The organism is Mesorhizobium sp. M0909, from assembly GCF_040319515.1.
Lineage (GTDB): Bacteria > Pseudomonadota > Alphaproteobacteria > Rhizobiales > Rhizobiaceae > Mesorhizobium.
The window spans coordinates 106087-133079 of record NZ_JAMYOA010000015.1; the positions used below are offsets into that span (position 1 = coordinate 106087).

Consider the following 26993-nt stretch of genomic DNA (forward strand, 5'->3'; position numbering starts at 1 on the left):
GCAGGACTGGGCCGGGGAGCAAGAAAGACCGTCGCCGCCAGGCCTGACGGATATGGGAGGAAGCATGTATCTCGGCCTCGATCTCGGCACGTCGGGCGTCAAGGCGCTGCTGATCGATGCAAGGCAGGGCATCGTCGGCTCCGGCCATGCGCCGCTCGATGTGTCGCGCCCGCATCCCGGCTGGTCCGAGCAGAACCCGGCCGACTGGATTCGCGCCTGCGAAGCGGCGATCGCCGAGCTGAGGTCCATGCATGCGAAGGAGCTCGCGGCGGTTAAAGGCATCGGCCTTTCCGGCCATATGCATGGCGCCACCCTGCTCGATGCCGCCGACCAGGTGCTGCGCCCCTGCATCCTGTGGAACGACACACGCAGCCACGCCGAGGCGGCTGCACTCGATGCCGACCCACGCTTTCGCAAGCTGACCGGCAACATCGTCTTTCCCGGCTTCACCGCGCCAAAGCTCGCCTGGGTGAAAAACAACGAACCGGCTGTTTTTGCCAAGGTGGCAAAGGTCCTGCTGCCGAAGGACTTTTTGCGGCTCTGGCTCGCCGGCGACCATATTTCGGAAATGTCGGATTCGGCTGGCACGTCGTGGCTCGACGTCGGCAAACGCGCCTGGTCCTCCGAACTGCTAGCAGCGACGTCGCTGGACGAAAGGCAGATGCCGTCATTGGTCGAAGGCACGGCCAAGGCCGGTGCCTTGCGCGGCGAACTGGCTGCGAAATGGGGCATCCAGACGGGCATCCCGATCGCCGGCGGCGCCGGCGACAACGCGGCCTCGGCCTGCGGCATGGGCACGGTCGGCGCCGGCCAGGCTTTCGTCTCGCTCGGCACATCGGGCGTGCTTTTTGCCGCCAACGCGTCCTATCTGCCCAATCCGGAAAGTGCGGTGCACACCTTCTGCCACGCACTGCCCGGCACCTGGCACCAGATGGGCGTCATCCTGTCGGCAACCGATTCACTCAACTGGCTGTCGGCAATTGCGGGAAAAAGCGCCGTCGAGTTGACCGCCGAACTCGGTGATGCGCTGCAGGCGCCGACCGGTGTCTCCTTCCTGCCGTACCTGTCAGGCGAGCGGACGCCTCACAATGATTCCGTCATTCGGGGCGCCTTTAGCGGGCTTGCCCACGAGTCCGGCCGCGCGGCGCTGACCCGGGCCGTGCTCGAAGGCGTCGCCTTCGCCTTCCGCGACAGCCTCGAAGCCCTGGCCAAAGCCGGCACGACGCTGACCCGGGTGACGGCGATCGGCGGCGGCTCGCGTTCGCGCTACTGGCTGAAGGCCATCGCCACAGCGCTTGGCCTGCCAGTCGATATTCCAGCCGAGGGCGATTTCGGCGCCGCCTTTGGCGCCGCCCGGCTTGGCCTGATCGCGGCGACCGGCGCCGATCCGCGCGCCGTGTGCACGGCGCCGGCGACGGACGCCACGGTCGAGCCGGTCGCCGCCCTCGGCGGTGCCTATGCAGATGCCTATCAGCGCTACCGCCAGCTTTACCCGGCGATCAGGAGCGCCACGGCGTGAGCGGTTTCCCGCCCTCGCCGTGGCCTGCCGAGAAGGCCTCACTGTGCCGGCACCTTGTCGAGAAAGCCGGTAACACTTTTCAGCCGGCCATTCTCGATGACGCCGATATCGGTGCCTTCGATGACGGACTCGACGCCTTCCGGCCCGAGATTCCAGGAGAAACGGACGGTATCGGCGAAGCCGTCCGGCTTGCCTTTCAGCGAGAACCTGAAGCCGGCAAAGCGCTGCTGCACGCCTTCGATCAGCGCGGCGATGCCGTCATGGCCGTCGCCCTGCATGATCGGATCGCGGTAGCCGACGTCCTCGGTGAAGGTCGCCTCGAGCAAGGCTTTCCTGCGTGCGGCGTCGCTCTCGTTCCAGGCGGCGATGTAGTTTTCGGCAATGGTGTTGAGGTCGGTCATGGTTCTGTCTCCTTCGCTGGGTGGCTTTGACATGAGCCTTTTCGACCAGCGCCAGCGCGAAACCAATTACGCCTGAGGTAATCAGGCCGAACCATGCGAGAGGAAAAGAACATGAGCAGCGGTTTTTTCGGCGACATCCAACAGATTAAATACGAGGGACCGGATTCGACCAATCCGCTGGCCTACCGGTTCTACAATCCCGACGAGATCGTCGCCGGCAAGCGGCTCGAAGACCATCTGCGCTTTGCCGTCGCCTATTGGCATTCCTTTGCCTGGCCGGGCGGCGATCCGTTCGGCGGCCAGACATTTGACCGGCCGTGGTTTCCGAAGGCCGGCAGCACCGACACCATGGAGTTGGCCAAACTCAAGGCCGACGTCGCCTTCGAGATGTTTTCGTTGCTGGGCGCGCCTTATTTCTGCTTCCACGATGCCGACGTGCGGCCGGAGGGCCGGGACTTTTCCGAAAGTAAGGCGCGGCTCGATGAGATCGCCGATTATTTCTCGGAAAAGATGAAGCAGACCGGCGTCAAGCTGTTGTGGGGCACGGCCAACCTGTTCTCCAACCGCCGCTTCATGTCGGGCGCCGCCACCAACCCCGATCCGGACGTCTTTGCCTATTCGGCGGCGACGGTGAAACACTGCATCGACGTCACCAAGCGTCTGAACGGCGAGAATTACGTGCTGTGGGGCGGCCGCGAGGGCTATGAGACGCTGCTCAACACCGACCTTGCCCGCGAGCAGGAACAGGCCGGCCGTTTTCTCAATCTGGTCGTCGATTACAAGCACAGGATCGGCTTCGAAGGCACCATCCTGATCGAGCCGAAGCCTCAGGAGCCAACCAAGCACCAGTATGATTACGACGTCGCCACCGTCTATGGCTTCCTCAAGCGTTTCGGACTGGAGAATGAGGTCAAGCTCAACATCGAGCAGGGCCACGCCATCCTGGCCGGCCATTCGTTCGAGCATGAACTGGCGCTGGCCAATGCGCTGGGAATCTTCGGCTCGATCGACATGAACCGCAACGACTACCAGTCGGGCTGGGACACCGACCAGTTCCCCAACAATGTGCCGGAGATGGCTCTCGCCTACTATCAGGTGCTGCAGGCCGGCGGCTTCAAGACCGGCGGCACCAATTTCGACGCCAAGCTCAGGCGCCAGTCGCTCGATCCGCAGGATCTGCTGATCGGCCATATCGGCGGCATGGATTGCTGCGCTCGCGGCCTCAAGGCGGCAGCGCGCATGGTCGAGGACAAGGCGCTGTCCGCCCCGCTCGCCGAGCGCTATGCCGGCTGGGATTCGGCCGAGGCCAAGGCGATGCTTGCCGGCAAGCGCACGCTGGAGGAAATCGCCGAGCGCGTCGTCAAGGAGAAGATCGAGCCGCAGCCCAGATCCGGTCGCCAGGAACTACTCGAAAACATCGTCAACCGGTACGTCTGAGGCGTACCATCCCGCGGCCGCATTGTTCAGCGGCCGCGGGATAAAGACGACTTTCCGCGGGGCTGACACCGACAAGGTTTGCCCCGTGCGAAACTTTCGGTCTGCTTGCTGACCGGGCCTGGCATTTGCCTTAGCCGTGATCGAGGCCTCTCAGGTAGGCGCAGAACATGTCGGCCATGGCGTCGGCGTAGGCTTCGATCTCCGCGGGGGTTCGGGGCAACTCCGAGAACTGCTTCCCCACCGTGCTGAGCGTCGTCATGACCAGGTCGCCGGCCAATTCGCGAGTCGCTTGCGCGGCGTTGGGCAACGCCTCCTGCATGAAGAGCTGGATGGTGCGGTCTCCGGACGCCCTTGCCGCCTGCGCCTCGGGCGCGTCGCGGTAAAGCGGTGCGGCGTCGTCGAGCGCCACGCGCACCGCGGCCTCGTCACACTCCGAGCGGAGGAAGGCGTGGACCAAGGCGCGCAGCCGTTCAAGTGGCGGTTTCCTGACATCCTCGAGGATGTCGCGCAGCAAATCGGTCGTCTGCCGCCATTCGTCGCTCTGGAGCCGGAACAGGATCGCCGCCTTGTTCGGAAAATACTGATACAGCGATCCGACACTGACACCGGCCTTCTCGGCCACCCGCGCCGTGGTGAAGCGCTGCGCGCCTTCCCTCGCCAAAACCTGAACAGCAGCCTGCAAAATCGCAGCAACGAGCTCCCCCGAGCGGGCCTGCTTGGGCTGTTTTCGCGAGGAAATCCGCGGACTGCGGTGATCGCTCATTGAGAGGCGCGCCAATGCGATTAGTAAATGCGAATGATTAGTCGTATTTTGAATGCCGCACAAGAACACATTCCATTCTGACTGGAGACCGATATGACCACACTGACGACGCCGCCGCTTGCGCCCCTGCTGGACCGCCTGTTCGAGGAAGCCGCTGCGGCAACGAGCCCTGCAGTGGCGGAATTCTCCGCCGAGGAGCGGAGCCGCCTCGTTCGAAGCAAGACCGAATACCTCGATTTCTATGGGCGGCTAAAGGACCTCTGGCTTCCCGTTTCGCGAGAGACCGGCACGCTGCTCTACATGCTGGCACGGGGCAGCAGCGCAAGGACGATCGTTGAATTTGGAACCTCGTTCGGCATCTCGACCCTACACCTTGCCGCAGCCTTGCGGGACAATGGCGGTGGCCGCCTCATCACCAGTGAGTTCGAGCCATCCAAGGTGGCGCGCGCCAGGAACAATCTGACGGCAGGCGGTCTCATCGACCTGGTGGAAATCCGAGAAGGAGATGCGGTGCAAACATTAAGCGTCGATCTTCCCGAAACCATCGACCTGCTTCTGCTCGACGGCGCCAAAGCGCTCTATCCAGAGATCTTGAGTCTGGTCGAAAGCCGCCTCAGGCCGGGCGCCTTCGTCGTTGCCGACAACGCCGATCTTTGCCCCGAATACCTCGAGCGGGTGCGCTCGACCGGAAGCGGCTACATGTCCACGTCGTTCAGCGAGGATGTCGAGCTGTCGATGCGGCTTGGCTGAAGCACTGCCTGACTACTGGTACGATAGTGCCCAAGATGGGCGGCGGCGGATAAAACTTTGCCCGGCGCCGCCCATCAATCGCCTCGCTCTTGCCTTCAAACAGCCGTCACGAACCTCCTATAGTGTGGTTCGTGGCGGGAACGGAAAGAAGGAGGCGAAACGATATGCAGCACGAACGCGAAATCGACGCCCTGCTCTCATCTGGCGAGGCCGGATCGATCATCGACCGGCTGATGGCGCTGCCGCATCCGAAGCAGGGTGCGCTGAGTGCGAACGAATGGGATCGCGCGGTCGCCAGCCGCTTCGAGACCCATCTTGCGAGACAAATGCGCTCGCAGATCGACGGCAACAGCGACCGCCAGGACGCTGCCTGATCTACCTTTGTGTATGCATGCCGTTGTCCCAAAACCGCTACGGACTTTTGGGCGACATGCATTATCCCCGACGCAGCCTGACCGGCGCTTCGCCGAACGCTCTTGAAAACGCTCTGGAAAATGCCGCGGCGGACGAAAACCCCGTTCGCCCGGCAATATCGGCCATGGCCACGCGCGTGTCGACCACCAGCCGGCGCGCGGCGCCGAGGCGCAGCCTGAGATAATAGGCGCCGGGCGTTTCGCCGATCGACTTGCGAAAGATACTTTCCAGCGTTCGTGCCGTCACCCCGGCGCGCTTGGCCACCGCGGCTATGGTCAGCGGCTGGTCGATATGCGCTTCCATCAGCCGGATGGCTTGCGCCAACCTGGGATCGTAGCCGTCGAGACGGCCGAGCGAGACCAGCGGCTGCGCGTCGGTCGCGGCGCGCGCCTGGTCGTAGATGAAGACGCTCGCGACATCGAGCGCCACGGCCATGCCGAGCCGCGTGCGAATCAGATGCAGCATCAGGTCGAAGGTCGGCGAGGCGCCGCCGGAGGTGAACACCGGGCCGTCGATGACGTAGCGATCGGGGCGCACGTCGACGCCGGGAAAGGCCGACGAGAAATCCTCCATGTCCTCCCAGTGGGTGGTGGCGCTGCGCCCTTCCAGCAAGCCCGCGCGCGCCACCAGCCACGTACCCGCCTCGACGCCGCCGCAGGCGCGTGCCGCGCGCGCCGCCCGGCGCAGTCCGGACAGCAGGGCCGATGTGGCATAGTTCTGCGTGCCGAATCCGGCGACGACGACCAGCATGTCGGTTGGGTCAGCCGCATCGAAGCGGCCGCTGACCGCCACCGGCAGGCCGCATGTGGTAACCGGCGCCTCGCCCGTCACCGAGACCAGCCTGAAATCGAACAGCGTCTCACCGGCAATGCGGTTTGCGGCGCGCAATGGATCGACGGCTGAGGCGACGCACATGATCGATGAGCCGGAGAATACCAGCAGCGTTACCTTGAGCGGCAAACGCTCGGCCTGAAAGATCGTCGGTTTTTCGTTTTTGGTCACACGATCTTCGTAAAACGCAAAACAGTTTCCGGCAAGTCAGGCATTCTTGCCCTACGTCCTATTGGGAGAGAGTCCGATGCCGTTAGCGATGAACCGTGAGGTCTTCATTACCTGTGCCGTGACCGGGTCCGGCAGTTCGCAGGATCGCAGCCCGCATGTGCCGCGTTCGCCCAAGCAGATCGCCGATTCGGCCATCGAGGCGGCAAAGGCAGGTGCGGCGATCGTCCACTGCCATGTGCGCGATCCCGAAACTGGCAAGCCCAGGCGCGACGTACACCTTTATCGCGAAGTAACGGAGCGCATCCGCGCGGCGGATGTCGATGTGGTTTTGAACCTGACCGCCGGCATGGGCGGCGACATGGTGTTCGGCCCGCCGGAAAACCCGCTGCCGCTGAACGAAAAAGCCACCGACATGGGAGGTGCCAGCAACCGCATGGAGCACGTCCGCCAGTGCCTGCCGGAAATCTGCACGCTCGACTGCGGCACGATGAATTTCGCCGAGGCCGACTATGTCATGACCAATACGCCCGGCATGCTGCGTGCCATGGGCGGCATGATGACGGCGCTCGGCGTCAAGCCGGAAATCGAGGCTTTCGACACCGGGCATCTGTGGTTCGCCAAACAATTGGTCGAGGAAGAAGTGCTGAAGCCGGACGCCTTGGTGCAATTATGCATGGGAGTGCCGTGGGGGGCGCCGGACGACCTCAACACCTTCATGGCGATGGTCAACAATGTGCCGGCGACCTGGAACTGGTCGGCTTTTGCCATCGGCCGCAACCAGATGGCCTACGTCGCTGCCGCGGTGCTCGCCGGCGGCAATGTCCGCGTCGGGCTGGAGGACAATCTCTGGCTCGACAAGGGCGTGCTGGCGACCAATGCGCAGCTGGTCGAGCGGGCGGTCAGCATCGTGTCGAATATGGGCGCCAGGGTCATCGGCCCGGACGAAGTCCGCAAGAAGCTCAACCTGACGAAGCGCGCACCGCTTTGAACGGGGAATCGGTTGGGAGGAGCCGCCGATGAAGACCGTGAAATTCACCGCCATGAAGGACGGCGACCGCGAGGATTACGCCTTCCTCACCGAGCACGGGATCGACTACGCGGCAAAGACCGGCGAACGGCTGCTCGACGCGCTCGTCCAGCTTGATGCGGGTCTCTCGGGCTACAAGATCACCCGGCTCGGTCATTCGCTGCAAGCGGCAACGCGGGCCTGGCGCGACGGCGCCGACACCGACTGGATTGCCTGCGCCTTGCTGCACGACATCGGCGACATCTACGCGCCCTATAATCACGACGAGTATGCGGCGTCGATCCTGAAACCCTTCGTTCGCGAGCAATGCACCTGGGTGGTGGAAAAGCACGGCGATTTCCAGCGCCTCTATTACGCCCATCACCTCGGCGGCAATCGGCACGCCCGCGACCGTTTCGCCGGGCACATCTACTTCGACGATTGCGATGAGTTTTGCGAACGCTGGGATCAGTCGAGCTTCGATCCCGACTACGAGACATTGCCGATCGATTTCTTCCGGCCCTTCGTGCTCGAAGTGTTCGCGCGCAAGGCCTATGACGCGTCCGTGATCCGTGCCGGCGAACGCGTTGCCCTCACGGACCCCGCAACAGCCAGCACAAGAACCGGAGCTTCCGCATGAGCATCATCAACAAGGCGGCCGCCATCGGTGGTGGCGTGATCGGCGCCGGCTGGGTCGCGCGGCTGCTGCTCAACGGCATCGACGTATCGATCTTCGATCCCGACCCCGAGGCATCACGCAAGGTCGGCGAGGTGATGAAGGGAGCGCGACGCGCCTACAAGCAGATGCTGCCCGGCGGCTTGCCGAAAGAGGGCAAGCTCACCTTCGCCAAGACGCTCGCCGAGGCGGTGGCCGATGCCGATTTAATCCAGGAAAGCGTGCCGGAGCGGCTCGACCTGAAGCACCGCGTGCTGGCCGAAATCGACCTTTATGCGCCGGCCAACGCAATTGTCGGCTCCTCCACTTCCGGCATCAAGCCGACCGACATGCAGGTGGCGATGAAGAAGCATCCGGAGCGGCTGGTCGTCGGCCATCCGTTCAACCCCGTCTATCTGCTGCCGCTGGTCGAGATCGTCGGCGGCGAACAGACCTTTCCCGAGGCGATCGAGGTCGCCAAGGAGATGTATGCCTCGATCGGCATGAAGCCGGTGGTGATCCGCAAGGAGATCGAGGCATTCGTCGGCGACCGCCTGCTCGAAGCCGCCTGGCGCGAGGCGCTGTGGCTGGTCAAGGACGGCATCTGCACGGTCGAGGAGCTCGACGACATCATGCGCTATGGCTTCGGCCTGCGCTGGGCGCAGATGGGCATGTTCCAGGTCTATCGCGTCGCCGGCGGCGAGGCCGGCATGCGCCACTTCATGGCGCAGTTCGGCCCGTGCCTGAAATGGCCCTGGACCAAGCTGATGGACGTGCCGGAGTTCAACGACGAGCTGGTCGAGCTGATCGCGACCCAGTCGGACGACCAGGCGCACGGTCTGTCGATCCGCGATCTCGAAAAGATCCGCGACGACAATCTGGTCGCCATCATGGAGGCACTGTCGAAGCAGAACAAAGGCAAAGGCTGGGGTGCCGGCGCCTTGCATAGGGACTACACCAGGCAGTTGGCCAAGCTTGCGACGAAGAAGCCCAGCGCCTCCAGGGCGGCCGAAAAGGCCAAGGCTGAAAAGCCGAAGAAAAAGAAGAAAGGCTGAGACCATGGATTTTGGTCTTTCGGAGGAGCAGAAGCTCATCGTCGAGACGACGCGGGCCTTCGTCGAGAACGAACTTTACCCGCATGAGCGCGAGGTTGAACGCACCGGTGTGCTGCGTCGCGAGCTGATCGAGGAGATCAAGGCCAAGGCGATCGAAGCCGGCCTCTATGCCGCCAACATGCCAACGGAAGTCGGCGGCGCCGGGCTCGATACGGTGACCTGGCTACTCTATGAAAAGGAGCTCGGCCGCGCCAATTACGCGCTGCACTGGACCTGCGTGGCGCGACCTTCCAACATCCTCCTTGCCGGCACGCCGGAGCAGCGCGAGAAGTATCTGTTCCCGTGCATTCGCGGCGAGAAATGGGATTGCCTGGCAATGACCGAGCCGGGCGCCGGCTCCGATTTGCGCGGCATGAAGGCAACCGCCGTGCAAGACGGCGACGACTGGGTGCTGAACGGCACCAAGCATTTCATCAGCCACGCCGACCTCGCCGATTTCGCCATCGTCTTCATGGCCTCAGGGGAGGAAGAGTCTTCGCGTGGAAAACGCAAGAAGATCACCGCCTTTTTCGTCGACAAGGGCACCAAGGGCTTTACCGTGCGCGACGGCTACCGCAATGTCTCGCATCGCGGCTACACCAATGCCATTCTCGAATTCGACGATTGCCGGCTGCCGGCGAGCCAGGTACTCGGCGAGGTCCAGAAGGGCTTCGAGGTCGCCAATTCCTGGCTCGGCGCAACGCGCCTGCAAGTCGGCGCCACCTGCCTTGGCCGTGCCGAGCGGGCGCTTGGCCATGCCATCGAATACGCCGCGCAGCGCCAGCAATTCGGCCAGCCGATCGGCAAATTCCAGGGCGTGTCGTTCAAGCTCGCTGACATGGCGACCGAGTTGAAAGCCGCCGACCTGATGGTGTTCGAAGCCGGCTGGAAGTACGATCAGGGCACCGTCACCGACCAGGACATGGCCATGGCCAAACTGAAGGCCACCGAAATGCTTGCCTTCGTCGCCGACGAGGCGATCCAGATCCATGGCGGCATGGGGCTGATGGACGATTTGCCGCTGGAGCGCATCTGGCGCGACGCCCGCGTCGAGCGCATCTGGGAAGGCACTTCGGAAATCCAGCGCCACATCATCTCGCGCGCGCTGCTGCGCCCGTTCGAGGCCTAAGCATGACCCCAAAAAGTGGAATCCGGTCTTTGGAAAAGATCATGCTCAGACGAAAAGATGACAATGCACAGGCTTGAACGTCTTTTACGGCCGAAATCGATCGCCGTCTTCGGTGGTGCGCAGGCGGCGGCCGTCGTCGCGCAATCGATCAAAATGGGCTTTGCCGGCGAGATCTGGCCGGTGCATCCGAGCAAGGACGAGGTCGCCGGCCGCAAGGCCTATCGCTCGGTGGCCGAATTGCCCAGTGCGCCGGATGCCGCTTTCGTCGGCGTCAACCGGCACTTGACCATCGAAGTGGTCAAGGGGCTGGCGGAGCGCGGCGCCGGCGGTGCGGTCTGCTTCGCCGCCGGCTTTCTCGAAACCGAGGCCTATGACGAAGACGGCGAGCGGCTGCAGGCCGAACTGGTCGAGGCGGCCGGCCAAATGCCGATCATCGGGCCGAACTGCTATGGGCTGATCAATTACGCCGACGGCGCGCTTTTGTGGCCCGACCAGCATGGCGGCATCAGGCTGCCGGAAGGCGGTCGCGGCGTTGCCATCATCACCCAGTCGTCGAACATCGCCATCAACATGACGATGCAGAAACGCGGCCTGCCGATCGCCTTCCTGATGACCGCCGGCAACCAGGCACAGACCGGGCTTTCCGAAATGGCGCTCGGCCTGATCGAGGACGACCGCGTCACCGCGCTCGGCCTGCATATCGAGGCCTTCGATTCGGTAGCCGGCTTCGAAAGGCTGGCGGCACGGGCACGCGAGTTGAAGAAGCCTGTTATCGCCATGAAGGTCGGCCGCTCCGAGCAGGCACGGCAGGCGACCGTCTCGCATACCGCGTCGCTGGCCGGCTCGGACGCGGCGTCCGGCGCCTTCCTGAGGCGGCTCGGCATCGCCCGGATCGATTCAATTCCCGCCTTCATCGAGGCGCTCAAGCTATTGCACGTCACCGGCCCCCTGCCCGGCTATCGGCTGTCCTCGATGAGCTGCTCGGGCGGCGAGGCGTCGGTCATGGCCGACAGCGCCGAAGGCCGCTGGGTGACGTTTCCGCCACTCACCCCCGAGCACCGCGCGCGGGTCAAATCGACGCTCGGGCCGCTGGTCGCGGTGGCCAATCCGCTCGACTACCACACCTTCATCTGGAACAACGAGCCGGCGATGACCGCCACCTTCACCGCCATGGTGTCTGGCGGCTTCGACCTCAATATGCTGGTGCTCGACTTTCCGCGTCCCGACCGCTGCTCGGACACGGACTGGTGGGCGACGCTGCGCGCCTTCGAATCGGCGCTGAAGACCAACAGCGCGCAGGGCGCGATCGTCTCCTCGCTGCCGGAAAACCTCCCCGAGGAATACACTGCCGGCCTGATGGCGCGGGGCATGGTGCCGCTGTTCGGCATTTCCGAGGCCATGGACGCCGCCCAGGCGGCAGCCTTCATCGGCTGGGCGTGGCGCGAGCCGCAGGCGCAGCCGATCGACACTTCGGCGTCCGGCGCGCCGGCCGGCGACCATGTCACGCCGGACGAGGCCGAGGCGAAGGCGCGGCTCATCGAGGCCGGGCTCCCCGTGCCGAAGGGCGAGCGCGCCGGCAACGCGGTCGAAGCTGTGATCTCCTCGATGGCGCTCGGCTTCCCGGTGGCGCTGAAGGCTCTTGGCGTCATCCACAAGTCCGAGCTCGACGCGGTCCGGCTCAACCTCAGGGATGCCGAATCGGTCAGCACCGCCGCCCATGATCTCGGCCCCCTCGGCACCGGCCTTTATGTCGAGCGCATGGTGCGCGACGGCGTCGCCGAGCTGCTGGTCGGCTTCACCCGCGACCCGATGTTTGGCGCGGTAATGACGCTAGGCACCGGCGGCGTGCTGGTCGAGCTGTTGCGCGACAGCGTCACACTGATGCTGCCGGCGACCCGTGACGACATCGAGGCCGCTTTGCGCGGGTTGAAGCTGTTCCCGCTGCTCGACGGTTATCGCGGTCGGCCCAAGGCCGATGTCGCAGCTGCAATCGATGCGATATCGGGCATTGCCGCTTTCGTGCAGCAAAATGCCGGCGAGATCGAGGAGCTCGACATCAATCCTCTGATCGTCTGCACCGAGGGCAAGGGCGCCTGGATCGCCGACGCGCTGCTGGTGCTGGGAGAGAACAAAAATGTCTGACGTCATCACCACCCGCCGCGAGGGCACGATCCTCGAAGTCATGCTCGACCGGCCCAAGGCCAATGCCATCGACCTGAAGACGTCGCGGCTGATGGGCGAGACGTTCAAGGGGTTTCGCGACGACCCCGACCTGCGCGTCGCCATCGTCAAGACCGCCGGCGACAAGTTTTTCAGCGCCGGCTGGGACCTGAAGGCAGCGGCTGGCGGCGATGCCGTCGACGGCGACTATGGCGTCGGTGGCTTCGGCGGGCTGCAGGAATTGCGCGATCTCAACAAGCCGGTGATCGCCTGCGTCAACGGCATGGCGGTCGGCGGCGGCTTCGAGCTGGCGCTGTCCTGCGACCTCATCTATGCGTCGGACCACTCCTCCTTCGCGCTGCCCGAAATCCGCGCCGGTACGCTGGCCGATGCGGCAACGATCAAGCTGCCGAAGCGCATCCCTTATCACGTCGCCATGGACCTTTTGTTCACCGGCCGCTGGATGGATGTCGCCGAGGCGCATCGCTGGGGCCTGGTCAACGAGGTGCTGCCCAAGGAAAGACTGGAGGACCGCGTCTGGGAGATCGCCCGGCTGCTCGCCAGCGGCCCGCCGCTGGTCTTCGCCGCGATCAAGGAAACGGCCCGGGTCGCAGAATCGCTGACCTTCCAGGACGCCATGAACCGGGTGACGCGCCGGCAACTGCCGACGGTTGACGCGCTCTACGGCTCGGAGGACAATCTCGAGGGCTTTCGCGCCTTTGCCGAAAAGCGCGATCCGGTGTGGAAGGGCAGATAGTGAGTGTCCCTGGAACGACGGCGTTCCGTACCAGAGGGGGGTGTTCAGGCGGATTCGTTACCATCCGTTCCGTTCCCATGACCAACTACAAGAAACTCATCGACGCCGAGACCTGGGCCTTCATCGAACGGACCAATTCGTATTATCCGCCGGATACGATCGACTACACGATCACCGAGCAGCGCGCGATCTACGACCGGATGTGCCGCGAATTCTCTGCCGGCTATCCGGATGGCGTGACGGCTGAAACCACCGTCATTGCCGCGCCAGCGCAGGACGTCCCGATCCGCATTTATCGCAGCGCGGCGCCGAACGCCTCTGCGATGGTGCTCTATGTCCATGGCGGCGGCTACATCCTCGGTGGACTCGACAGCCATGATGATGTCTGCGCCGAGCTTTGCGCCCGCACCGGCTATGAGGTGGTCTCGGTCGACTACCGGCTGGCGCCGGAACATCTGCACCCGGCCGCCTTCGACGATGTGATGGGCGTCTTCGAATGGGCCACCGCCACTTACGAATGCCCCGTTCTGCTCTGCGGCGACAGCGCCGGCGGCAATCTCGCCTGTGCCGTCAGTCATGCGACGCGTGGCCACGTGACAAAGCCGGTCGGCCAGGTGCTGATCTATCCTGGCCTTGGCGGCGACCGTTCACGCGGTTCCTATGTCACGCATGCCGAAGCGCCAATGCTGACGATGCGCGATCTGGAGTTCTATAAAAACATCCGGACGGGCGGAGTGGACGCCACAGGCGACATCACTTTGTCTCCGCTTGCGGACGCCGATTTCGCCTATCTGCCGCCTACCGTCGTGATCACCGCCGAATGCGACCCGTTGTCGTCGGACGGCGAAGCCTACCGCGACCGCGTCGTTGCCGCAGGTGGACGTGCCTGGTGGCTCGAGGAGCCGGGGCTGGTGCACGGCTATCTCAGAGCCAGGCACACGGCCGGCCGCGCCCGCTCGAGCTTTACCCGGATTGTCGATGCCGTGACGGTACTTGGGAAAGGCGAATGGATCTGGTGAGGGCTGCCCTCGCCCCGAAGGGCCCTTATCGGCCGCTAGAGCTCTACTTGCGGCGGCGTCGGCGGCCGGAGACCCGCCTCAACCAAGGTCCCAAATGAAAGGCGCTCATCAGCAAGTACATCGGGACCATGCCGCCCAGCGGCGACGCATCTTGCCCGGTCGAGCACATCATATCCGGCGCTCCGCCGAGAAACGTCAGCAGCGCCATGGTTGCGAAGGTCGGCGCGGCCGCAAAGGACAGCCAATCGGCTGCGCCAAGGCCGGCCGGGCTCGCATCGCCGGTGGATCCGCCTGCATGAATCTCGCTCATGGCCATAGTCCTGCATAAGGAGCGGGATGCGGTCGAATGAACGTGCATCCCGCTCCTCCAATGTCCTAGCCGCATTTCCGCGACGCCAAACGTTCTATTCGGTGCGGTTCCGGAACGCGGCCTCTCCGGCGTCCGACACCTCGACCCACTTTTTGTCGGGAACGGTTTCGGCGCCGTAATTGTCGTGCCAGTTCCACCACTTGTACGTCGGCGTCTGCGGATAGCCTTCGGGCGAATCCTCCCAAACCTCCTGGCGGCCGAGCGGCGACAGGTCGAGATAGCTCCATACGGTCCCCATCGCCTCGTCGCCGCGGTTGTTGATGAAGTAGGTACGGAACACGCGATCACCATCGCGGATGAACACGTTATGGCCGTGCCACTCGTCAACGCCGAAATCGGCATCGAAGCTGTCGGTGATGGTGTACCACGGCATCTTCCAGTCCATCCGCGCCTTCAGCCGCGCAATGTCGGCCTGCGGTGCGCGCGAGGCGTAGGCAAGCGTGGTGTCGCGGGCGTTCAGATGGGCAAGATTGCCGACCTGGTCTGCCCCCAGCGAGCAGCCGCGGCAAGCGTGATCGGGCCAGCCGAATACGCCGGGCTCGAAGAAAGCGCGGTAGACGATCAGCTGACGGCGGCCTTCGAACAGGTCGAGCAGGCTCACCTTTCCGTTGGGGCCCTCGAACGTATAGGCCTTCTCCACCGCCATCCACGGCATCCGCCGACGCTCGGCGGCCAAGGCGTCGCGAGCCCGGGTCACGGTTTTCTCCTTCACGAGCAACTGCTGGCGCGCGGCCTCCCACGCATCAGGCGAAACGACCGGTGGTGTCTTCATCGCGAGCCGCGTCGTCTGCTCGCCTGTGCCATTCTGATGTGCCGTCATTGTGCATCTCCCTTGCTGGTCTGTTGTCGCACCATTTCCGGCGCGACGTGTTGCTGATTGGTCATGAGCCAGGATAGGGGCGATAGCGGATTGGCGAGAGTGACAAGTGTGACGCGATTCCGACGGGTTCGCTGATCACGGCCAAATTCGCCGCCCGCGACGCCTCTGCTCATTCGTGCCCGGACTGCTGAATGGGCCGTGCGCCGGCCAGGTAGCGATCATTGTCAAACGGCTCGGCCTGGTTGCTGTCCGGGCCCCACAGCTGCCGGTGGGTTCGTGTGAGATCGCCGAGATAGACATGCAGCGCACCGGATCGCGCGCTGCCCGTATTCGCAACCGCATGCACGGTATTTGACGCCATGTGCACGACGGCAGGCGCTGCGATGTCCTGCCTTTCGGGAACATCGAGTTCGCTGCCGGCAACGGGATAGATGAAGTTCGTCTCGCTGCCCTTGTAGATGCCGATCAAGGCATCCATCAGGTGGTTGTGGGGCGGGTACTGCAGGCCGGGCGACAGCGTGATGTGATAGATCGTCAGGTTCGGGCTCGCATGCAAAAGAACCTCGTCGTCGTCTTCTTCGTGGGCGAGTGTTCCCGATGCGTGAAAACGGTTGGTGTAGTCGCCCAGGACCGTCCTTACCGCTTCGAGGGGATCTGGTCCCTTCGCGGCATTGACGATATCATCGGCAACAGCGTAGAGAGGCGAGTTGGCGGGCAAAGGCATATCAGTTATCCTCCCTGAGATGCTCAGATTTTCAACCTGAGGTGCTCACGCTAGCGACTGCCGATGCCAGCGTCAACCGGACAGCCAAACGGACAAAATATGAAAACGACGAAGTTGACCGCCGAACCGGCAAGGCCGGCCACGGTCGAGGCGACAGCACTGTCAGCCGCCGACGTCCTTCGCAGGGAACAGGCATATGAGCAGCTGAGGAACGACATCATTGTCTGCGTGCTGCGCCCCGGCGAAGCGCTGACCGAGAAACAGATCGGCGATCGATACCAGATCAAAAAGGCGACCATCCGCGCGGCGTTGGCCCGCCTGATGCAGGAAGGTCTGGTCAGGAGCGAGCCGCGCCGCGGCTACGTCGTTGCAACGCTCAGCCTGCGGGACGTCAACGAGATCTTCGATGTCCGCAGCTTGATCGAACCGGAAGTGTTCAGGGTGGCGGCATCGAACATTACCGAGCGCGGGCTGGAGGACATCGGGCTGGCAGCGAAAAAAGTGCTGAAGCCGGAGACGTTGCGTAGTCACGTTGCATTCCTGGCGGCTGATCGTGCGTTTCGTCTGGTCCTTGCGGAGCTCTCCGGAAATTTACGACTGGCGCATCTACTGGACCAGATACTCGATCAGTCGGCGCGGGTTCTCCACCTTGGGTTCAAGTCCCGCGACTTCACCCAGTTGATCATCGCCCAGCAAAAGGAACTGGTTCTTGCCTGCGAGGCAGGCGACGTTTCCGGCATCGTCAAACTTGCCCGTTCGCAGTGCCTGTTTCTCAAGAAGCAGGTGCTCGAGGCTTTGCTTGCCGGTTCCAAGCTTCAGGACGTCAATTTGCAGCCCTTCGCCTAGAGCGGTTCTCCTGGAACCGGTAACCCGCTCTAACTATCTGTTTTGCCGCATTTATGCGGGCGCCGAATGATTCCATTTGGCTGCAAAATGCTCCAGGGAAAGTTGGCCGTTCGGTGCGACCGCCACCTTGGCGCAACGGCCGCCGGCGGGGCTTGTTTCACCCCACCGAGGAAGAGGCCGCCGAGCGACCAGGGTGCCTGGCCGCCAAGCGACTGCTCCGGCTCCTGCTCGACAATGATGGCCTTCTTGCCGGCCGCAGTCAGTTCGGCGGCCGCGACAAAGCCGGCAAGGCCGGCGCCGACAATGATCACATCCGCATCGTCGGGCATCTATTTCGCCATGATCTCGTCCAAAAACCGGCCCGTTGTAGGATCACGGCCGGCCTAGACTGCCTCCCAGCCTTCCTTCTCGCCGGCGCGGAAGATGGCATCGATGACCCTCTGGTTGAGCACCGATTCTTCCAGGGTGAAGACACGATCCTTGCCGCCCTGTGCCGCCCGCGCGAAGGCCTCGACTTCCAGCCGGTACTGTTGCGTGCCGGGAAAGCGGAAGACCTGCGCCTCGCTGTGGTTCTGGTTGTGCAGTTCGACGCGGTGATGGTCGTAGAGTCCGGCGTTGAACGGTGAGAACACCTCGATGAAGCCCTTCTCGCCGTGGAAGACCATCACCTGGCGTGCCGCCATCTGTGTCGACAGGTAAAACGACAACTCGAAGTCGCCGAAATCGGCGCGGATCGAGGAATAGATGTCGGTGCCGAATGTCTTGTCGCGCTCGATCGTCGCCTGGACGCGCAGCGGCTCCTTGCCGGTCGAAAAGCGCGTCGATACCGTCGGATAGACGCCGATGTCGGGCAGCGCGCCGCCGCCGAGATCGAGCTTGTTGCGCATGTTGTTGGGGTCGACATTGTAGTAGGAGAACGCGCCTTGGACATGGCGCAGCCGGCCGATGGCGCCGTTGGCGATCAGCTCGCGCACCTTGATCCATTGCGGGTGGTAGACGACCATGAAGGCTTCGCAGACCAGCACCTTCCTGGCATCGCGCAGCTTGATCAGTGGCGGAATGTCCTTGGCGTCGAGAGCCAGTGGCTTTTCGACCAGAACATGCTTGCCGGCCTCGATCGCCTTGGCTGTCCATTCGACATGCTGCGAGGTCGGCAGCGGAATGTAGACGCCGTCGATGTCGCTGGAGGCGAGCAACTCCTCATAGGAGCCGAAAGCATGGCGCGCGCCGAAGCGTTCGCCCAGCGCCCGAGCTTTCGACAGATCGCGGCTGGCGATCGCCGACAGCACGCCGTTCTCCGCCTCGACGATTGCCGGCAAAAGCTGCTCGCGGCCGATTTTGGCCGTCGACAAAACACCCCATCGGAACATCAGATTTCTCCTCTCGATTGCAGGCCTGGAGGTTTGCCTGAAATCGACGGAAAAGCCAATGCGGGAGCGTGGTTCCTCGCCCCACGAAGTGGGCGAAGTGGGGAGAGGAACCCAGGTCCTGCAGCGACGGTGAAACCGCAGGGAGAACCGCTCAACCCCTTCTACCCGTCAGCGTCATGTCGAACTCGACGACGTTGGAATAAATCGGCGTGCCGACATCCATGCCATAGCGCGACCGCAACACCTTGCCTGTGACGTGAAACTTTATCGTGCCCGCCTTGAAGCCGCCGAGCTCGGCCGTGAACTTTTCCTGAAAGGTCTTGCCGCGCGCCGTCAGCTGGCCGGTGACAAGGGCCGACGTGTCGCCGGTGCGTTTGACGCTGGTCGAACGGAACTGGATCTCCGGATTGTCGGTCGCGTCGAAAACCGCGTCCGAGCGGAGAAAGGCATCGATGCGGCTTTGGCCGGTACCGACGCTTTCGGGGAAGATGGTGAAATTGACCTGGGACCGGCCGACATCGCTGTTGTCGATAAGGATATTGCCCTTGAAGCGGGAGAAGGCACCGTCGAGCCCGCCGCCGCCGAGCTTGGCGATGGAGAAGTGGATGCTGGAACTCCCTGGGCTGATCGTATAGCTGCCGGCCGCCTCGCCAAGGGCAACGGCGGCGAAAACAGGCATGGCAAAACAAGCGGCGGCTGCCGCAAATCCGAAGATGCGCGCGTACATGGAAATGGTCCTCTTGGCAGGCAACGCTTTCTTGCGTCCTCGCCCCATGAACGAATGAGCCGCCCGCTCTATTCCGTCTCGCGATGTGACGAAGCCGTGATCATGCGCGTCAGCACGGTATCCCTCAGCCAGAAATGATGACGCAGCGCAGCAGCGAGATGCAAAGCGACAAGACCGATGCCGGCATAAGCGAGATACCAGTGCGTCGCTGCCCAGAAGCTTTCTGCCATGTCCGATTCACCAAGCGGCAGTTTGGGCATGACGAACAGATTGAACGGCACGCTCGGGATCTCCAGCACCGAGACCGAGACCAGCGCCCAGCCGGACAGCGGCAGAGCGAGCTGAAAAGCATAAAGCGCAAGATGGACAAGCGGCGCCATGCGGCGCTCGAAAGGGCCGACTGAGCGCGGCAGCGGCGGGGCCGGTCTGCCAAGGCGCCAGGCGATGCGCAGGATGACCAGCCCAAGCAGCAGGAAACCGAAGGATTTATGCAGCTGAATCAGCTCGAAGGCGGTGCGCTGGCTGGACAGCCGCACCATGACGAAGCCGAGCACGAACTGGCCGATAAAGAGCGCCGCGATCAGCCAGTGAAGGATGATCGCTGTCCAGCCGTAGCCGGTCGGCTGGTGTTTGGGCAGTGCTGACATGGTCTGTGAACGAATGCCAGGTCGGCTTTCTTCCATCCCGGAAAGGCGGTTTCCACTTATGTTTGGAGACGACCAATTGCCGGTGCCAAGGGCCGTAAGACGAGCATTCACGCCGAAATAGATTGCCCTCCGCTGTTCCGACGGTGCCGCTATGTACTCACTTTGAAGAAATCGACAAAGGCCCTGAGCGCCGGCCGCATCTGGCGTCGGCTCGGATAATAGACGAAGAAACCATCAAAGGGCGGGCACCAGTCCTCGAGCACGCGAACGAGCTTGCCGGCGGCGAGCGGGTCGCGGACATAGTCCTCGAACACGAAGGCGAGCCCGGCGCCGTCAACCGCAGCATTGGCAATCAGATGGTCCTCGTCGAGGATCAATGGCCCTTGCACCGGGATTTCGATCTCCTCGCCGTTTTTCTCGAATTCCCAGCGATAGATGATGCCGCTGGAGAAGCGGAAGCGGATGCAGCGGTGAGCGGCGAGATCACGCGGATGCTGCGGCTTGGGCCTGGTCTCGAAGTAGGATGGCGTGCCGACCACCGCGCCCCGAAGGTTCGGCCCGATGCGCACTGCGATCATGTCGCGCTGCAGGCTCTCGCCCAGCCGCACACCGGCATCGAAGCCGCCCTCGACCACATCGGTGAAGCGGTCATCGATGACGATCTCCAGCACGATGTCGGGATAGGCAGCCGCAAAGGCGCCGAGCCTTGGCGTCAGCGCCAGGTGGGCGGCGGTGCGCGGCACGGTCAGCCTGAGATTGCCCGCCGGCCGGTCGCGCGCCTCGATCGCCGATTCCAGCGCCAGGTCGATTTCCGACAGCGCCGGCCTGAGGCGCTCGAGCAGCTGCGCGCCCTCCTCGGTCGGAGCGACGCTGCGCGTGCTGCGCGCCAGAAGGCGCACGCCGAGGCGCGCTTCCAGGCTGGACACCGCGTGGCTGACCGCCGACGGCGCGATTGCCAGCTCCTTGGCGGCGCCGCGAAAACTGCCGCATTGGGCGACCGTTGCCAGCACGGCAAGCTGTGAAAGATGTGTTCGCTTCATTGATCTATTTTTGGGAACAGCCCGTGCAAATAAGAGGCGATTATCGAACGCTGCGCAAGACGGTATCTCTGTGGCATCACAACCATCACAACAAGGAGACACGTGATGCAAACCCGCAAGCTCGGCAATGAACTCGACGTCTACCCAGTCGGCCTCGGCTGCATGGGGATGAGCTTTGCCTATGGTGGCCAGCCGGAGGCGGAGGCGATTGCCACGCTGCGCCACGCCGTTGAGATCGGGGTCAATTTCTTCGACACCGCCGAGGTCTATGGCCCCTACGAGAACGAGATCCTGGTCGGCAAGGCGCTGAAGCCGGTGCGTGATCGTGTGACGATCGCGACCAAATTTGGCTTCAAGATCCTCGAAGAAGGCAGCGGCACCGAGCGCATGGCCGGCGTCGACAGCCGCCCGGAGCATGTCAAGGCGGTGGCCGAAGCGTCATTGAAGCGGCTGGATACCGAGATCATCGATCTTTACTACCAGCACCGCGTCGACCCAAGCGTGCCGATCGAGGATACGGTCGGCGCAATGGCCGAGCTGGTACGCGAGGGCAAGGTGCGGGCGCTCGGCCTGTCGGAGGCGAGTGCGGCGACCATCCGCCGGGCGCATGCCGTGCATCCGATCGCCGCGGTGCAGAGCGAATATTCGTTGTGGAGCCGCGATCCGGAGGAGGAGGTGTTTGCCGTCTGCCGCGAGCTCGGCATCGGCTTTGTCCCCTATAGCCCGCTCGGCCGCGGCCTGCTCACCGGCACGATCGCCAGGCCCGATGTTCTCGGCCCCGACGACTGGCGCCGGGGTTTGCCGCGCTTCCAGGCCGACGCCATGGCGGCCAATGCGGCGGTCGTCGCCGTGCTGGAAAAGATGGCAGCCGAGAAGGGCGTGACGCCGGCGCAGCTGGCGCTCGCCTGGGTGCTGCATCAGGGCGACTTCATTGTGCCGATCCCCGGTGCCCGCAAGATCCGACATCTCGAACAGAATACGGCGGCAGCCGATATCGTGCTGACCCCGGCCGAAGTGGCATCTATTGGCGACGCCCTGTCGCCGGAAAAGGTGATGGGCAAGCGCTATACCGAGGAGCTGCTGGCCCTGGTCGACGGGTGAACGGCAATCGACAGCGCAATCGAAACGGGGCGTTTCGGCACCCCGTTTCGAATGCCGCAGCGGTGCAAAATAATTGCGAGAAATTGGCGCGACCTCCGTCCTGCCGGACATCTCCCCCTCAAGGAGGGAAATTGGACGTCACCTCGGCTTTCGCCAATCACCGGCGCCGGAAGGGCGGGCAGGGCGCTGGAACTGCCGATCTTCCCCCTTGCGGGGAAATGCCCGGCAGGGCAGGTGCCTCGCGCCGACATTCTACCAAGGCACGACAGTAATCTCCGGCCAGCACTCCTGTGCCCGCCTGCCCTTCATCTCATGGGTCCGCTGATTATCCAGCACCCTATTCGGCGTGATGCGGAACGAAAAAATGTCGTCGAGCCCGAACGGCGCCACCAGATCGAGGCGCCCCTCGGCATCGTAGCGCACGCCGACTGCATGCGTCTTCGACGCAAAATAGCTGACCGATTCGCTAGCGCTCATATAGCGCGGGCATTCCTGCCCGAACTTGCTCGGATACCACAGATGCACCCGCGCCTGATTGCGCACCTCGACCGGCAGCTTCAGCCCTTCGAAATGCCTCGCCGCACGGCGAATGACCAAATCCTCGGCCTCATAGGACAGATCGCTCTCGTCAAAATAAAACAGGTCGACATCTTTGATGCCGTACCCGGAAGGTCTTCCGGTCAGATGGTTCCAGACGCTGTTGTAAAGCGCGCCGGAGACGACCAGCCAGTCGGGGAGGTCGAGCGTGCGCACCCGCGACAGCGTCTCACTGACCATCGGATCGGCTGAGACGATATCGAGAAAGACTGCACGCTGTTCCTCGAAGGGCAGCCCTGAATAGCGCAGATGGTTCATCGCCCTTTGGAGGGCGATTCGCCAGGCGCTCGCAACCCCCTCAGCCGCGCAGCACGCCGCCGGTCTGCTTGTGCACATTCTCGACGATGCGCTTGGCCAGCGCCTCGAAATCCTCATCGGTCAGCGTCTTTTCGACCGGCTGGATCGACACCTCGATGGCGATCGATTTCTTCGCCGCGCCGAGGGCTGCACCCTCGAAAACATCGAACACCGAGACGCCGGAAATCAGCTTCCTGTCGGCGGCTAGGGCGGCGCGAACGAGTGTGCCGGCTTCGACCGCCTTGTCGACGACGAAGGCGAAGTCGCGCTTGACCGCCTGGAAGGCGGACAGATCGAGCCTTGGCTTTGTCCGCGTCGGCTTGGCCTTCGGCTCGGGCACCGCATCAATGAACACTTCGAAGCCGCAGAGCGGGCCGGAGACGTCAAGCCCTTCCAGCGTCTTCGGGTGGAATTCGCCGAATGTGCCGAGCACGACCTTCGGCCCGAGCTTGATCGTGCCGGAGCGGCCGGGATGATACCAGGCCGGGCCGCCGGCCTCGATCTGCAGCCGCTCGACCGGCGCGCCGCAGGCTTCGAGTGCTGCGATCGCATCGGCCTTGGCATCGAAGACGCCGACGGCGCCGGCGTTGCCGGCCCAATGGCGGCCGGAGCCCTCGAGCTTGGCGGTGCCGCGCCGCACACCGGCGGCAACGCGCCGCTGCTGGTCGGCGCCGTCGCCCTCATAAGTGCCAGACACTTCGAACAGCGCGACATCGCCGATGCCCTTGTCGGCATTGCGTTGCGCTGCCGCGATCAGCCCCGGCAGCAGCGACGGCCGCATATCCGACATATCGGCGGCGATCGGGTTGGCAAGCTTCAGCGCCTGCTGGCCGCCGCCGAACAATTCGGCGTGTTTTGCCGGAATGAACGACCAGGTGACGGCCTCCATCATGCCGCGCACGGCAAGCGCCCGCTTGGCGGCGCGGGTGCGGATCTGCAGCACAGTCAGGATTTTGCCGTTGACCGCATCGTGCGAACCAAGCGGCTGCGGCGCGATATTGTCGACGCCGTGGATGCGCATGACCTCCTCGACCAGGTCGGCCTTGCCGTCGACATCCGGCCGCCAGGAAGGGACCGCTACATTGACGACGTCGCCCGTGCCCTCCGGCCTGAAGCCGAGGCGGGCAAGAATGTCGAAGCTCGTCGAGCGCGGCACTTCGATGCCGGTCAGCCGCTTCACTTCCGACAAAGGGAACGAGACGATCTTCGGCCGATGGCCGGCATAGCCGACGACCTCGGTTTGCGCCGGCGTGCCGCCGCAGAAATCGAGCACCAGCTTCGTTGCCAGCTCCACGCCCGGAACCATCATTTCCGGGTCGACGCCACGCTCGAAGCGGTAGCGTGCATCGCTGATGATGCCGAGCGTGCGGCCGGTGCGGGCGGTGGCGATCGGGTCCCAAAGCGCCGACTCGATCAGCACGTCGGTGGTGTTCTCGTCACACCCGGAATGCTCGCCGCCCATGATGCCGGCGATCGATTCGATGCCGTCCTGGTCTGCGATCACGCACATCTCAGGCGTCAGCGTGTATTCGCGGCCGTCGAGCGCCAGCACCTTTTCGCCGTCACGCGCCCGGCGCACGGTGAGATTGCCGGTGACCTTCCCAGCGTCAAAAACATGCAGCGGCCGACCGCGATCGAAGGTGACGTAATTGGTGATATCGACGAGCGCGCTGATCGGCCTCAAGCCGATGGCGAGAAGCCTTTGCTGCAGCCATTTCGGCGACGGTCCGTTCTTGACGCCGCGCACCAGGCGCAGCGCAAAGCCGGGGCAGAGCTCCGGCGCTTCGATCGTCACCTTGACCGGCGTCGCGCCTTTGCCGGGGATCGGCTCTATCGGCGCGCTCTTCAGCGTACCGAGCCCGCTCGCCGCCAGATCGCGGGCGATACCATGGACACTGGTGGCATCCGGCCGGTTCGGCGTCAGATTGATCTCGATCAGCGGGTCGTCGAGATGGGCATAGGCGGCGAAACTGGTCCCGACCGGCGCATCGGCCGGCAGGTCGATGATGCCGTCATGCTCTTCGGATAATTCGAGCTCACGTTCGGAGCACATCATGCCGTGGCTTTCAACGCCGCGGATCTTGCCGACGGTCAGCGTCACGTCGATGCCGGGGATATAGGTGCCGGGTGCTGCAAAGGCGCCGATCAGGCCGGCGCGGGCGTTCGGCGCTCCACACACGACCTGCACCGGCGGCTTGCCGTCGCCGGTGTCGACGGTCAGCACGCGAAGCCGGTCGGCATCTGGGTGCTGCACCGCCGTCACCACCTTGGCGATGACGAAGGGGGCTAGGCTCGCCCGGTCGTCGACATGCTCGACTTCAAGGCCGATCGAGGTGAGACGCTCGACGATTTCCGCCAGCGAGGCGTCGGTCTCGAGATGGTCTTTGAGCCAGGAGAGGGTGAGTTTCATGACTGTGTTCCGTCTGGTCTGGGCACGTTGCACTTGAAGCTATGCGGCCGCGCGTCCGACATGTGCAGGAAGGCGAGCTGTCCGCGGATTTGCTGCTGCAGCCCGCTCGTCACGCGCTCAGGCCACCGAACAGCGTTGGCATGTCGAGCGGCCTAAAACCGTAATGCGAAAGCCAGCGGACATCGGCGTCGAAGAAGGCGCGCAGATCCGGCATGCCGTATTTCAGCATGGCGATGCGGTCGATGCCCATGCCCCAGGCGAAGCCCTGGTATTCGTCGGGATCGAGGCCACCGTAACGGAGCACATTGGGGTGCACCATGCCGCAGCCGAGAATCTCCATCCAGTCGGAACCTTCGCCGAAGCGCACCTCGCCCGGCCGCGAACGATCGCACTGGATGTCGACCTCGAGGCTGGGCTCGGTGAACGGGAAGAAGGACGGCCGGAAGCGCATCTTCACGCTCGGCACCTCGAAGAAGGCCTTGCAGAACTCCTCTAGCACCCACTTCATGTTGGCGACATTGGCCGATTTGTCGATCACCAGCCCCTCGACCTGATGGAACATCGGCGAGTGGGTGGCATCGGAATCCTGCCGGTAGGTCTTGCCAGGAATGACGATGCGGATTGGCGGCTTCTGCATCTCCATGGTGCGGATCTGCACCGGCGAGGTGTGGGTGCGCAAAAGCTTGCGTTCGCCCTGCGCGTCCGGCTGGAAAAAGAAGGTGTCGTGCATCTCGCGCGCCGGGTGGCCTTCCGGGAAGTTCAGCGAGGTGAAATTGTAATAGTCGGTCTCGATGTCGGGGCCTTCGGCGATGGCAAAGCCGAGATCGCCGAAGATCGCCGCGATCTCGTCGATGACCTGGCTGATAGGATGGATGCGGCCGCGCTCGGCCGGCGATTGCCTGACCGGCAGCGTCACGTCAACCTTCTCGGCGGCGAGACGGGCCGTAATCGCCGCGTCCTTCAGCTCGGCGCGGCGAGCAGAAAGCGCCTCGGTGACGCGGTTCTTGAGGCCGTTGATCGCCGGGCCCTTGACCTGGCGCTCCTCGGCGCTCATCGAGCCGAGCGTCTTCAGCATCTCGGACACCGAGCCCTTCTTGCCGAGGGCCGAGACACGCACCGCCTCGATCGCCTGCTCGTCGGCGGCCGAGGCAATCTCGGCCATCAGGGAATGTTCGAGAGTTTCCATGTCACTCATGTTCCAGATCCGATTGGAAGCAAAGAAAAACCCGCGCCAGCCCTGCCAGCGCGGGTTTCCCAAATCAAGTGTCGAATAGCTTGGGAAGCGCTGGTCTTAAGCGACAGCGCTTTCAAAAGCATTCGGCGTGGTGTTCTTGAGATATTCGAGCGCGACCTTGGCCTTGGCCACGAGTGCGGCGAAGGCCTGCGGCTCGTGGATGGCCATATCCGACAGGATCTTGCGGTCGATCTCGATGCCGGCCTTGTTGAGACCGTCGATGAAGCGGCCGTAGGTCAGGCCATGCTCATGCGTCGCCGCATTGATGCGCTGGATCCACAGCGCGCGGAACGAACGCTTGCGATTCTTGCGGTCGCGATAGGCGTACTGTAGCGACTTTTCCACCGCCTGCTTGGCGATCCGGATGGTGTTCTTGCGACGGCCGTAAAAACCCTTGGCGGCTTTCAGGACCTTCTTGTGCTTGGCGTGCGAGGTGACGCCTCTCTTTACGCGTGCCATGTCATGATCTCCTTAAACGTTGTCCAGGCCGAATGCTCTAAAGGCCGTTCGGCAGAAAATTCTTGATGACCTTCTTGCCGTCCGGTTCAGCCAGAACCATCGTGCCGCGGGCATTTCGAATGAACTTGTTGGAACGCTTGATCATGCCGTGACGTTTGCCGGCCGCAGCCGACAGAACTTTACCCGTACCTGTGATCTTGAACCGCTTCTTAGCGGCCGACTTGGTCTTCATCTTGGGCATTTTG

29 protein-coding genes are annotated in these 26993 nt (G+C 63.5%); 13 read left to right on the forward strand and 16 right to left on the reverse strand.

The features are described from left to right. The first annotated feature begins 64 nt into the window (after nt 1-64). Complete coding sequence (gene xylB, locus NKH83_RS22310; protein WP_352480233.1) at nt 65-1519, forward strand: xylulokinase; 1455 nt, start codon at nt 65-67, stop codon at nt 1517-1519. Nucleotides 1520-1557: 38 nt separating this feature from the next. Here the strand turns inward: xylB and NKH83_RS22315 are convergent, their stop codons facing one another. Then, nucleotides 1558-1920: a nuclear transport factor 2 family protein gene (locus NKH83_RS22315; protein WP_352480232.1), complete on the reverse strand. Its 363-nt coding sequence runs from the start codon at nt 1918-1920 to the stop codon at nt 1558-1560. 111 nt (nt 1921-2031) lie between these two features. Here NKH83_RS22315 and xylA point away from each other — a divergent pair, with 111 nt between their 5' ends. Continuing rightward, on the forward strand, nt 2032-3357 hold the full coding sequence (xylA, locus tag NKH83_RS22320; protein WP_352807494.1) for a xylose isomerase: 1326 nt from the start codon (nt 2032-2034) through the stop codon (nt 3355-3357). 130 nt (nt 3358-3487) lie between these two features. Here the strand turns inward: xylA and NKH83_RS22325 are convergent, their stop codons facing one another. Continuing rightward, nucleotides 3488-4120, reverse strand: a complete 633-nt coding sequence (locus tag NKH83_RS22325) for a TetR/AcrR family transcriptional regulator (RefSeq protein WP_352480230.1) — start codon at nt 4118-4120, stop codon at nt 3488-3490. 93 nt (nt 4121-4213) lie between these two features. Here NKH83_RS22325 and NKH83_RS22330 point away from each other — a divergent pair, with 93 nt between their 5' ends. Both NKH83_RS22330 and NKH83_RS22335 read left to right on the forward strand, forming a co-directional pair. Beyond that, nucleotides 4214-4870 carry an O-methyltransferase gene (locus NKH83_RS22330; protein WP_352650149.1) on the forward strand — a complete coding sequence of 219 codons (657 nt, stop codon included), beginning with the start codon at nt 4214-4216 and terminating at the stop codon, nt 4868-4870. Nucleotides 4871-5034: 164 nt separating this feature from the next. Continuing rightward, nucleotides 5035-5244 carry a hypothetical protein gene (locus tag NKH83_RS22335; protein ID WP_254815980.1) on the forward strand — a complete coding sequence of 70 codons (210 nt, stop codon included), beginning with the start codon at nt 5035-5037 and terminating at the stop codon, nt 5242-5244. A 61-nt stretch (nt 5245-5305) separates the two neighbouring features. Here NKH83_RS22335 and NKH83_RS22340 read toward each other — a convergent pair whose 3' ends face one another. Further along, on the reverse strand, nt 5306-6286 hold the full coding sequence (locus NKH83_RS22340; protein WP_352807498.1) for a GlxA family transcriptional regulator: 981 nt from the start codon (nt 6284-6286) through the stop codon (nt 5306-5308). A 76-nt stretch (nt 6287-6362) separates the two neighbouring features. On the opposite strand from NKH83_RS22340, the gene bcoG reads away from it, so the two are divergent. From bcoG to NKH83_RS22375, 7 genes are all read left to right on the forward strand, one after another. After that, nucleotides 6363-7274, forward strand: a complete 912-nt coding sequence (gene bcoG, locus NKH83_RS22345; RefSeq protein ID WP_352480227.1) for a 3-dehydrocarnitine:acetyl-CoA trimethylamine transferase BcoG — start codon at nt 6363-6365, stop codon at nt 7272-7274. Nucleotides 7275-7302: 28 nt separating this feature from the next. Further along, on the forward strand, nt 7303-7932 hold the full coding sequence (locus tag NKH83_RS22350) for an HD domain-containing protein (RefSeq protein ID WP_352807501.1): 630 nt from the start codon (nt 7303-7305) through the stop codon (nt 7930-7932). Then, on the forward strand, nt 7929-9002 hold the full coding sequence (locus NKH83_RS22355) for a 3-hydroxyacyl-CoA dehydrogenase NAD-binding domain-containing protein (protein ID WP_352650157.1): 1074 nt from the start codon (nt 7929-7931) through the stop codon (nt 9000-9002). The genes NKH83_RS22350 and NKH83_RS22355 overlap by 4 nt, the downstream gene beginning before the upstream one ends. Nucleotides 9003-9006: 4 nt before the next feature. After that, nucleotides 9007-10170 (forward strand): acyl-CoA dehydrogenase family protein, encoded by a 1164-nt coding sequence (locus NKH83_RS22360; protein ID WP_352807506.1) that lies wholly within the window; start codon nt 9007-9009, stop codon nt 10168-10170. A gap of 63 nt (nt 10171-10233) precedes the next feature. After that, nucleotides 10234-12312, forward strand: coding sequence for an acetate--CoA ligase family protein (locus NKH83_RS22365; RefSeq protein WP_352807509.1), 2079 nt, complete (start codon nt 10234-10236; stop codon nt 12310-12312). After that, a complete protein-coding gene (locus NKH83_RS22370) occupies nt 12305-13087 on the forward strand; it encodes a carnitinyl-CoA dehydratase (protein ID WP_352505940.1) in 783 nt (260 codons plus the stop codon). The genes NKH83_RS22365 and NKH83_RS22370 overlap by 8 nt, the downstream gene beginning before the upstream one ends. A 77-nt stretch (nt 13088-13164) precedes the next feature. After that, nucleotides 13165-14106: an alpha/beta hydrolase gene (locus tag NKH83_RS22375; RefSeq protein ID WP_352807512.1), complete on the forward strand. Its 942-nt coding sequence runs from the start codon at nt 13165-13167 to the stop codon at nt 14104-14106. Between the two features lie 43 nt (nt 14107-14149). On the opposite strand, the gene NKH83_RS22380 is transcribed toward NKH83_RS22375, so the two are convergent. The 3 genes from NKH83_RS22380 to NKH83_RS22390 form a co-directional block, all read right to left on the reverse strand. Continuing rightward, a complete protein-coding gene (locus tag NKH83_RS22380; protein ID WP_502895602.1) occupies nt 14150-14422 on the reverse strand; it encodes a hypothetical protein in 273 nt (90 codons plus the stop codon). 88 nt (nt 14423-14510) lie between these two features. Beyond that, the gene (locus tag NKH83_RS22385; RefSeq protein ID WP_352480219.1) at nt 14511-15296 is read right to left on the reverse strand and encodes a DUF899 domain-containing protein; all 786 of its coding nucleotides are present in this window, start codon (nt 15294-15296) and stop codon (nt 14511-14513) included. A gap of 169 nt (nt 15297-15465) precedes the next feature. Then, complete coding sequence (locus NKH83_RS22390; RefSeq protein WP_352807516.1) at nt 15466-16020, reverse strand: autotransporter; 555 nt, start codon at nt 16018-16020, stop codon at nt 15466-15468. 99 nt (nt 16021-16119) lie between these two features. Between NKH83_RS22390 and NKH83_RS22395 the strand changes: the two genes are divergently transcribed. Continuing rightward, nucleotides 16120-16866: a GntR family transcriptional regulator gene (locus NKH83_RS22395; RefSeq protein ID WP_352807519.1), complete on the forward strand. Its 747-nt coding sequence runs from the start codon at nt 16120-16122 to the stop codon at nt 16864-16866. A 29-nt stretch (nt 16867-16895) separates the two neighbouring features. On the opposite strand, the gene NKH83_RS22400 is transcribed toward NKH83_RS22395, so the two are convergent. From NKH83_RS22400 to NKH83_RS22420, 5 genes are all read right to left on the reverse strand, one after another. Continuing rightward, nucleotides 16896-17195, reverse strand: a complete 300-nt coding sequence (locus NKH83_RS22400) for an FAD-dependent oxidoreductase (RefSeq protein WP_352807521.1) — start codon at nt 17193-17195, stop codon at nt 16896-16898. A 54-nt stretch (nt 17196-17249) separates the two neighbouring features. After that, entirely contained in the window at nt 17250-18236 is a 987-nt protein-coding gene (locus NKH83_RS22405) for a Gfo/Idh/MocA family protein (protein ID WP_352807524.1), read from the reverse strand. 151 nt (nt 18237-18387) lie between these two features. Beyond that, a complete protein-coding gene (locus tag NKH83_RS22410; protein WP_352807526.1) occupies nt 18388-18963 on the reverse strand; it encodes a YceI family protein in 576 nt (191 codons plus the stop codon). A 68-nt stretch (nt 18964-19031) separates the two neighbouring features. Next, complete coding sequence (locus NKH83_RS22415; protein ID WP_352807528.1) at nt 19032-19610, reverse strand: cytochrome b; 579 nt, start codon at nt 19608-19610, stop codon at nt 19032-19034. 149 nt (nt 19611-19759) lie between these two features. After that, nucleotides 19760-20650, reverse strand: a complete 891-nt coding sequence (locus tag NKH83_RS22420) for a LysR family transcriptional regulator (protein ID WP_352650171.1) — start codon at nt 20648-20650, stop codon at nt 19760-19762. 105 nt (nt 20651-20755) lie between these two features. Between NKH83_RS22420 and NKH83_RS22425 the strand changes: the two genes are divergently transcribed. After that, complete coding sequence (locus tag NKH83_RS22425; protein WP_352807531.1) at nt 20756-21751, forward strand: aldo/keto reductase; 996 nt, start codon at nt 20756-20758, stop codon at nt 21749-21751. Nucleotides 21752-22003: 252 nt separating this feature from the next. Here NKH83_RS22425 and NKH83_RS22430 read toward each other — a convergent pair whose 3' ends face one another. From NKH83_RS22430 to rpmI, 5 genes are all read right to left on the reverse strand, one after another. Continuing rightward, a complete protein-coding gene (locus tag NKH83_RS22430) occupies nt 22004-22606 on the reverse strand; it encodes a nucleotidyltransferase family protein (protein ID WP_352807533.1) in 603 nt (200 codons plus the stop codon). Nucleotides 22607-22646: 40 nt separating this feature from the next. After that, nucleotides 22647-25055, reverse strand: a complete 2409-nt coding sequence (gene pheT, locus NKH83_RS22435; protein ID WP_352807535.1) for a phenylalanine--tRNA ligase subunit beta — start codon at nt 25053-25055, stop codon at nt 22647-22649. A gap of 109 nt (nt 25056-25164) precedes the next feature. Continuing rightward, nucleotides 25165-26250, reverse strand: a complete 1086-nt coding sequence (pheS, locus tag NKH83_RS22440) for a phenylalanine--tRNA ligase subunit alpha (protein ID WP_352480208.1) — start codon at nt 26248-26250, stop codon at nt 25165-25167. Nucleotides 26251-26346: 96 nt separating this feature from the next. Continuing rightward, nucleotides 26347-26748: a 50S ribosomal protein L20 gene (gene rplT, locus NKH83_RS22445; protein WP_006201247.1), complete on the reverse strand. Its 402-nt coding sequence runs from the start codon at nt 26746-26748 to the stop codon at nt 26347-26349. A gap of 37 nt (nt 26749-26785) precedes the next feature. Next, nucleotides 26786-26989, reverse strand: coding sequence for a 50S ribosomal protein L35 (gene rpmI / locus NKH83_RS22450; RefSeq protein ID WP_006201248.1), 204 nt, complete (start codon nt 26987-26989; stop codon nt 26786-26788). Nucleotides 26990-26993 lie beyond the last annotated feature (4 nt).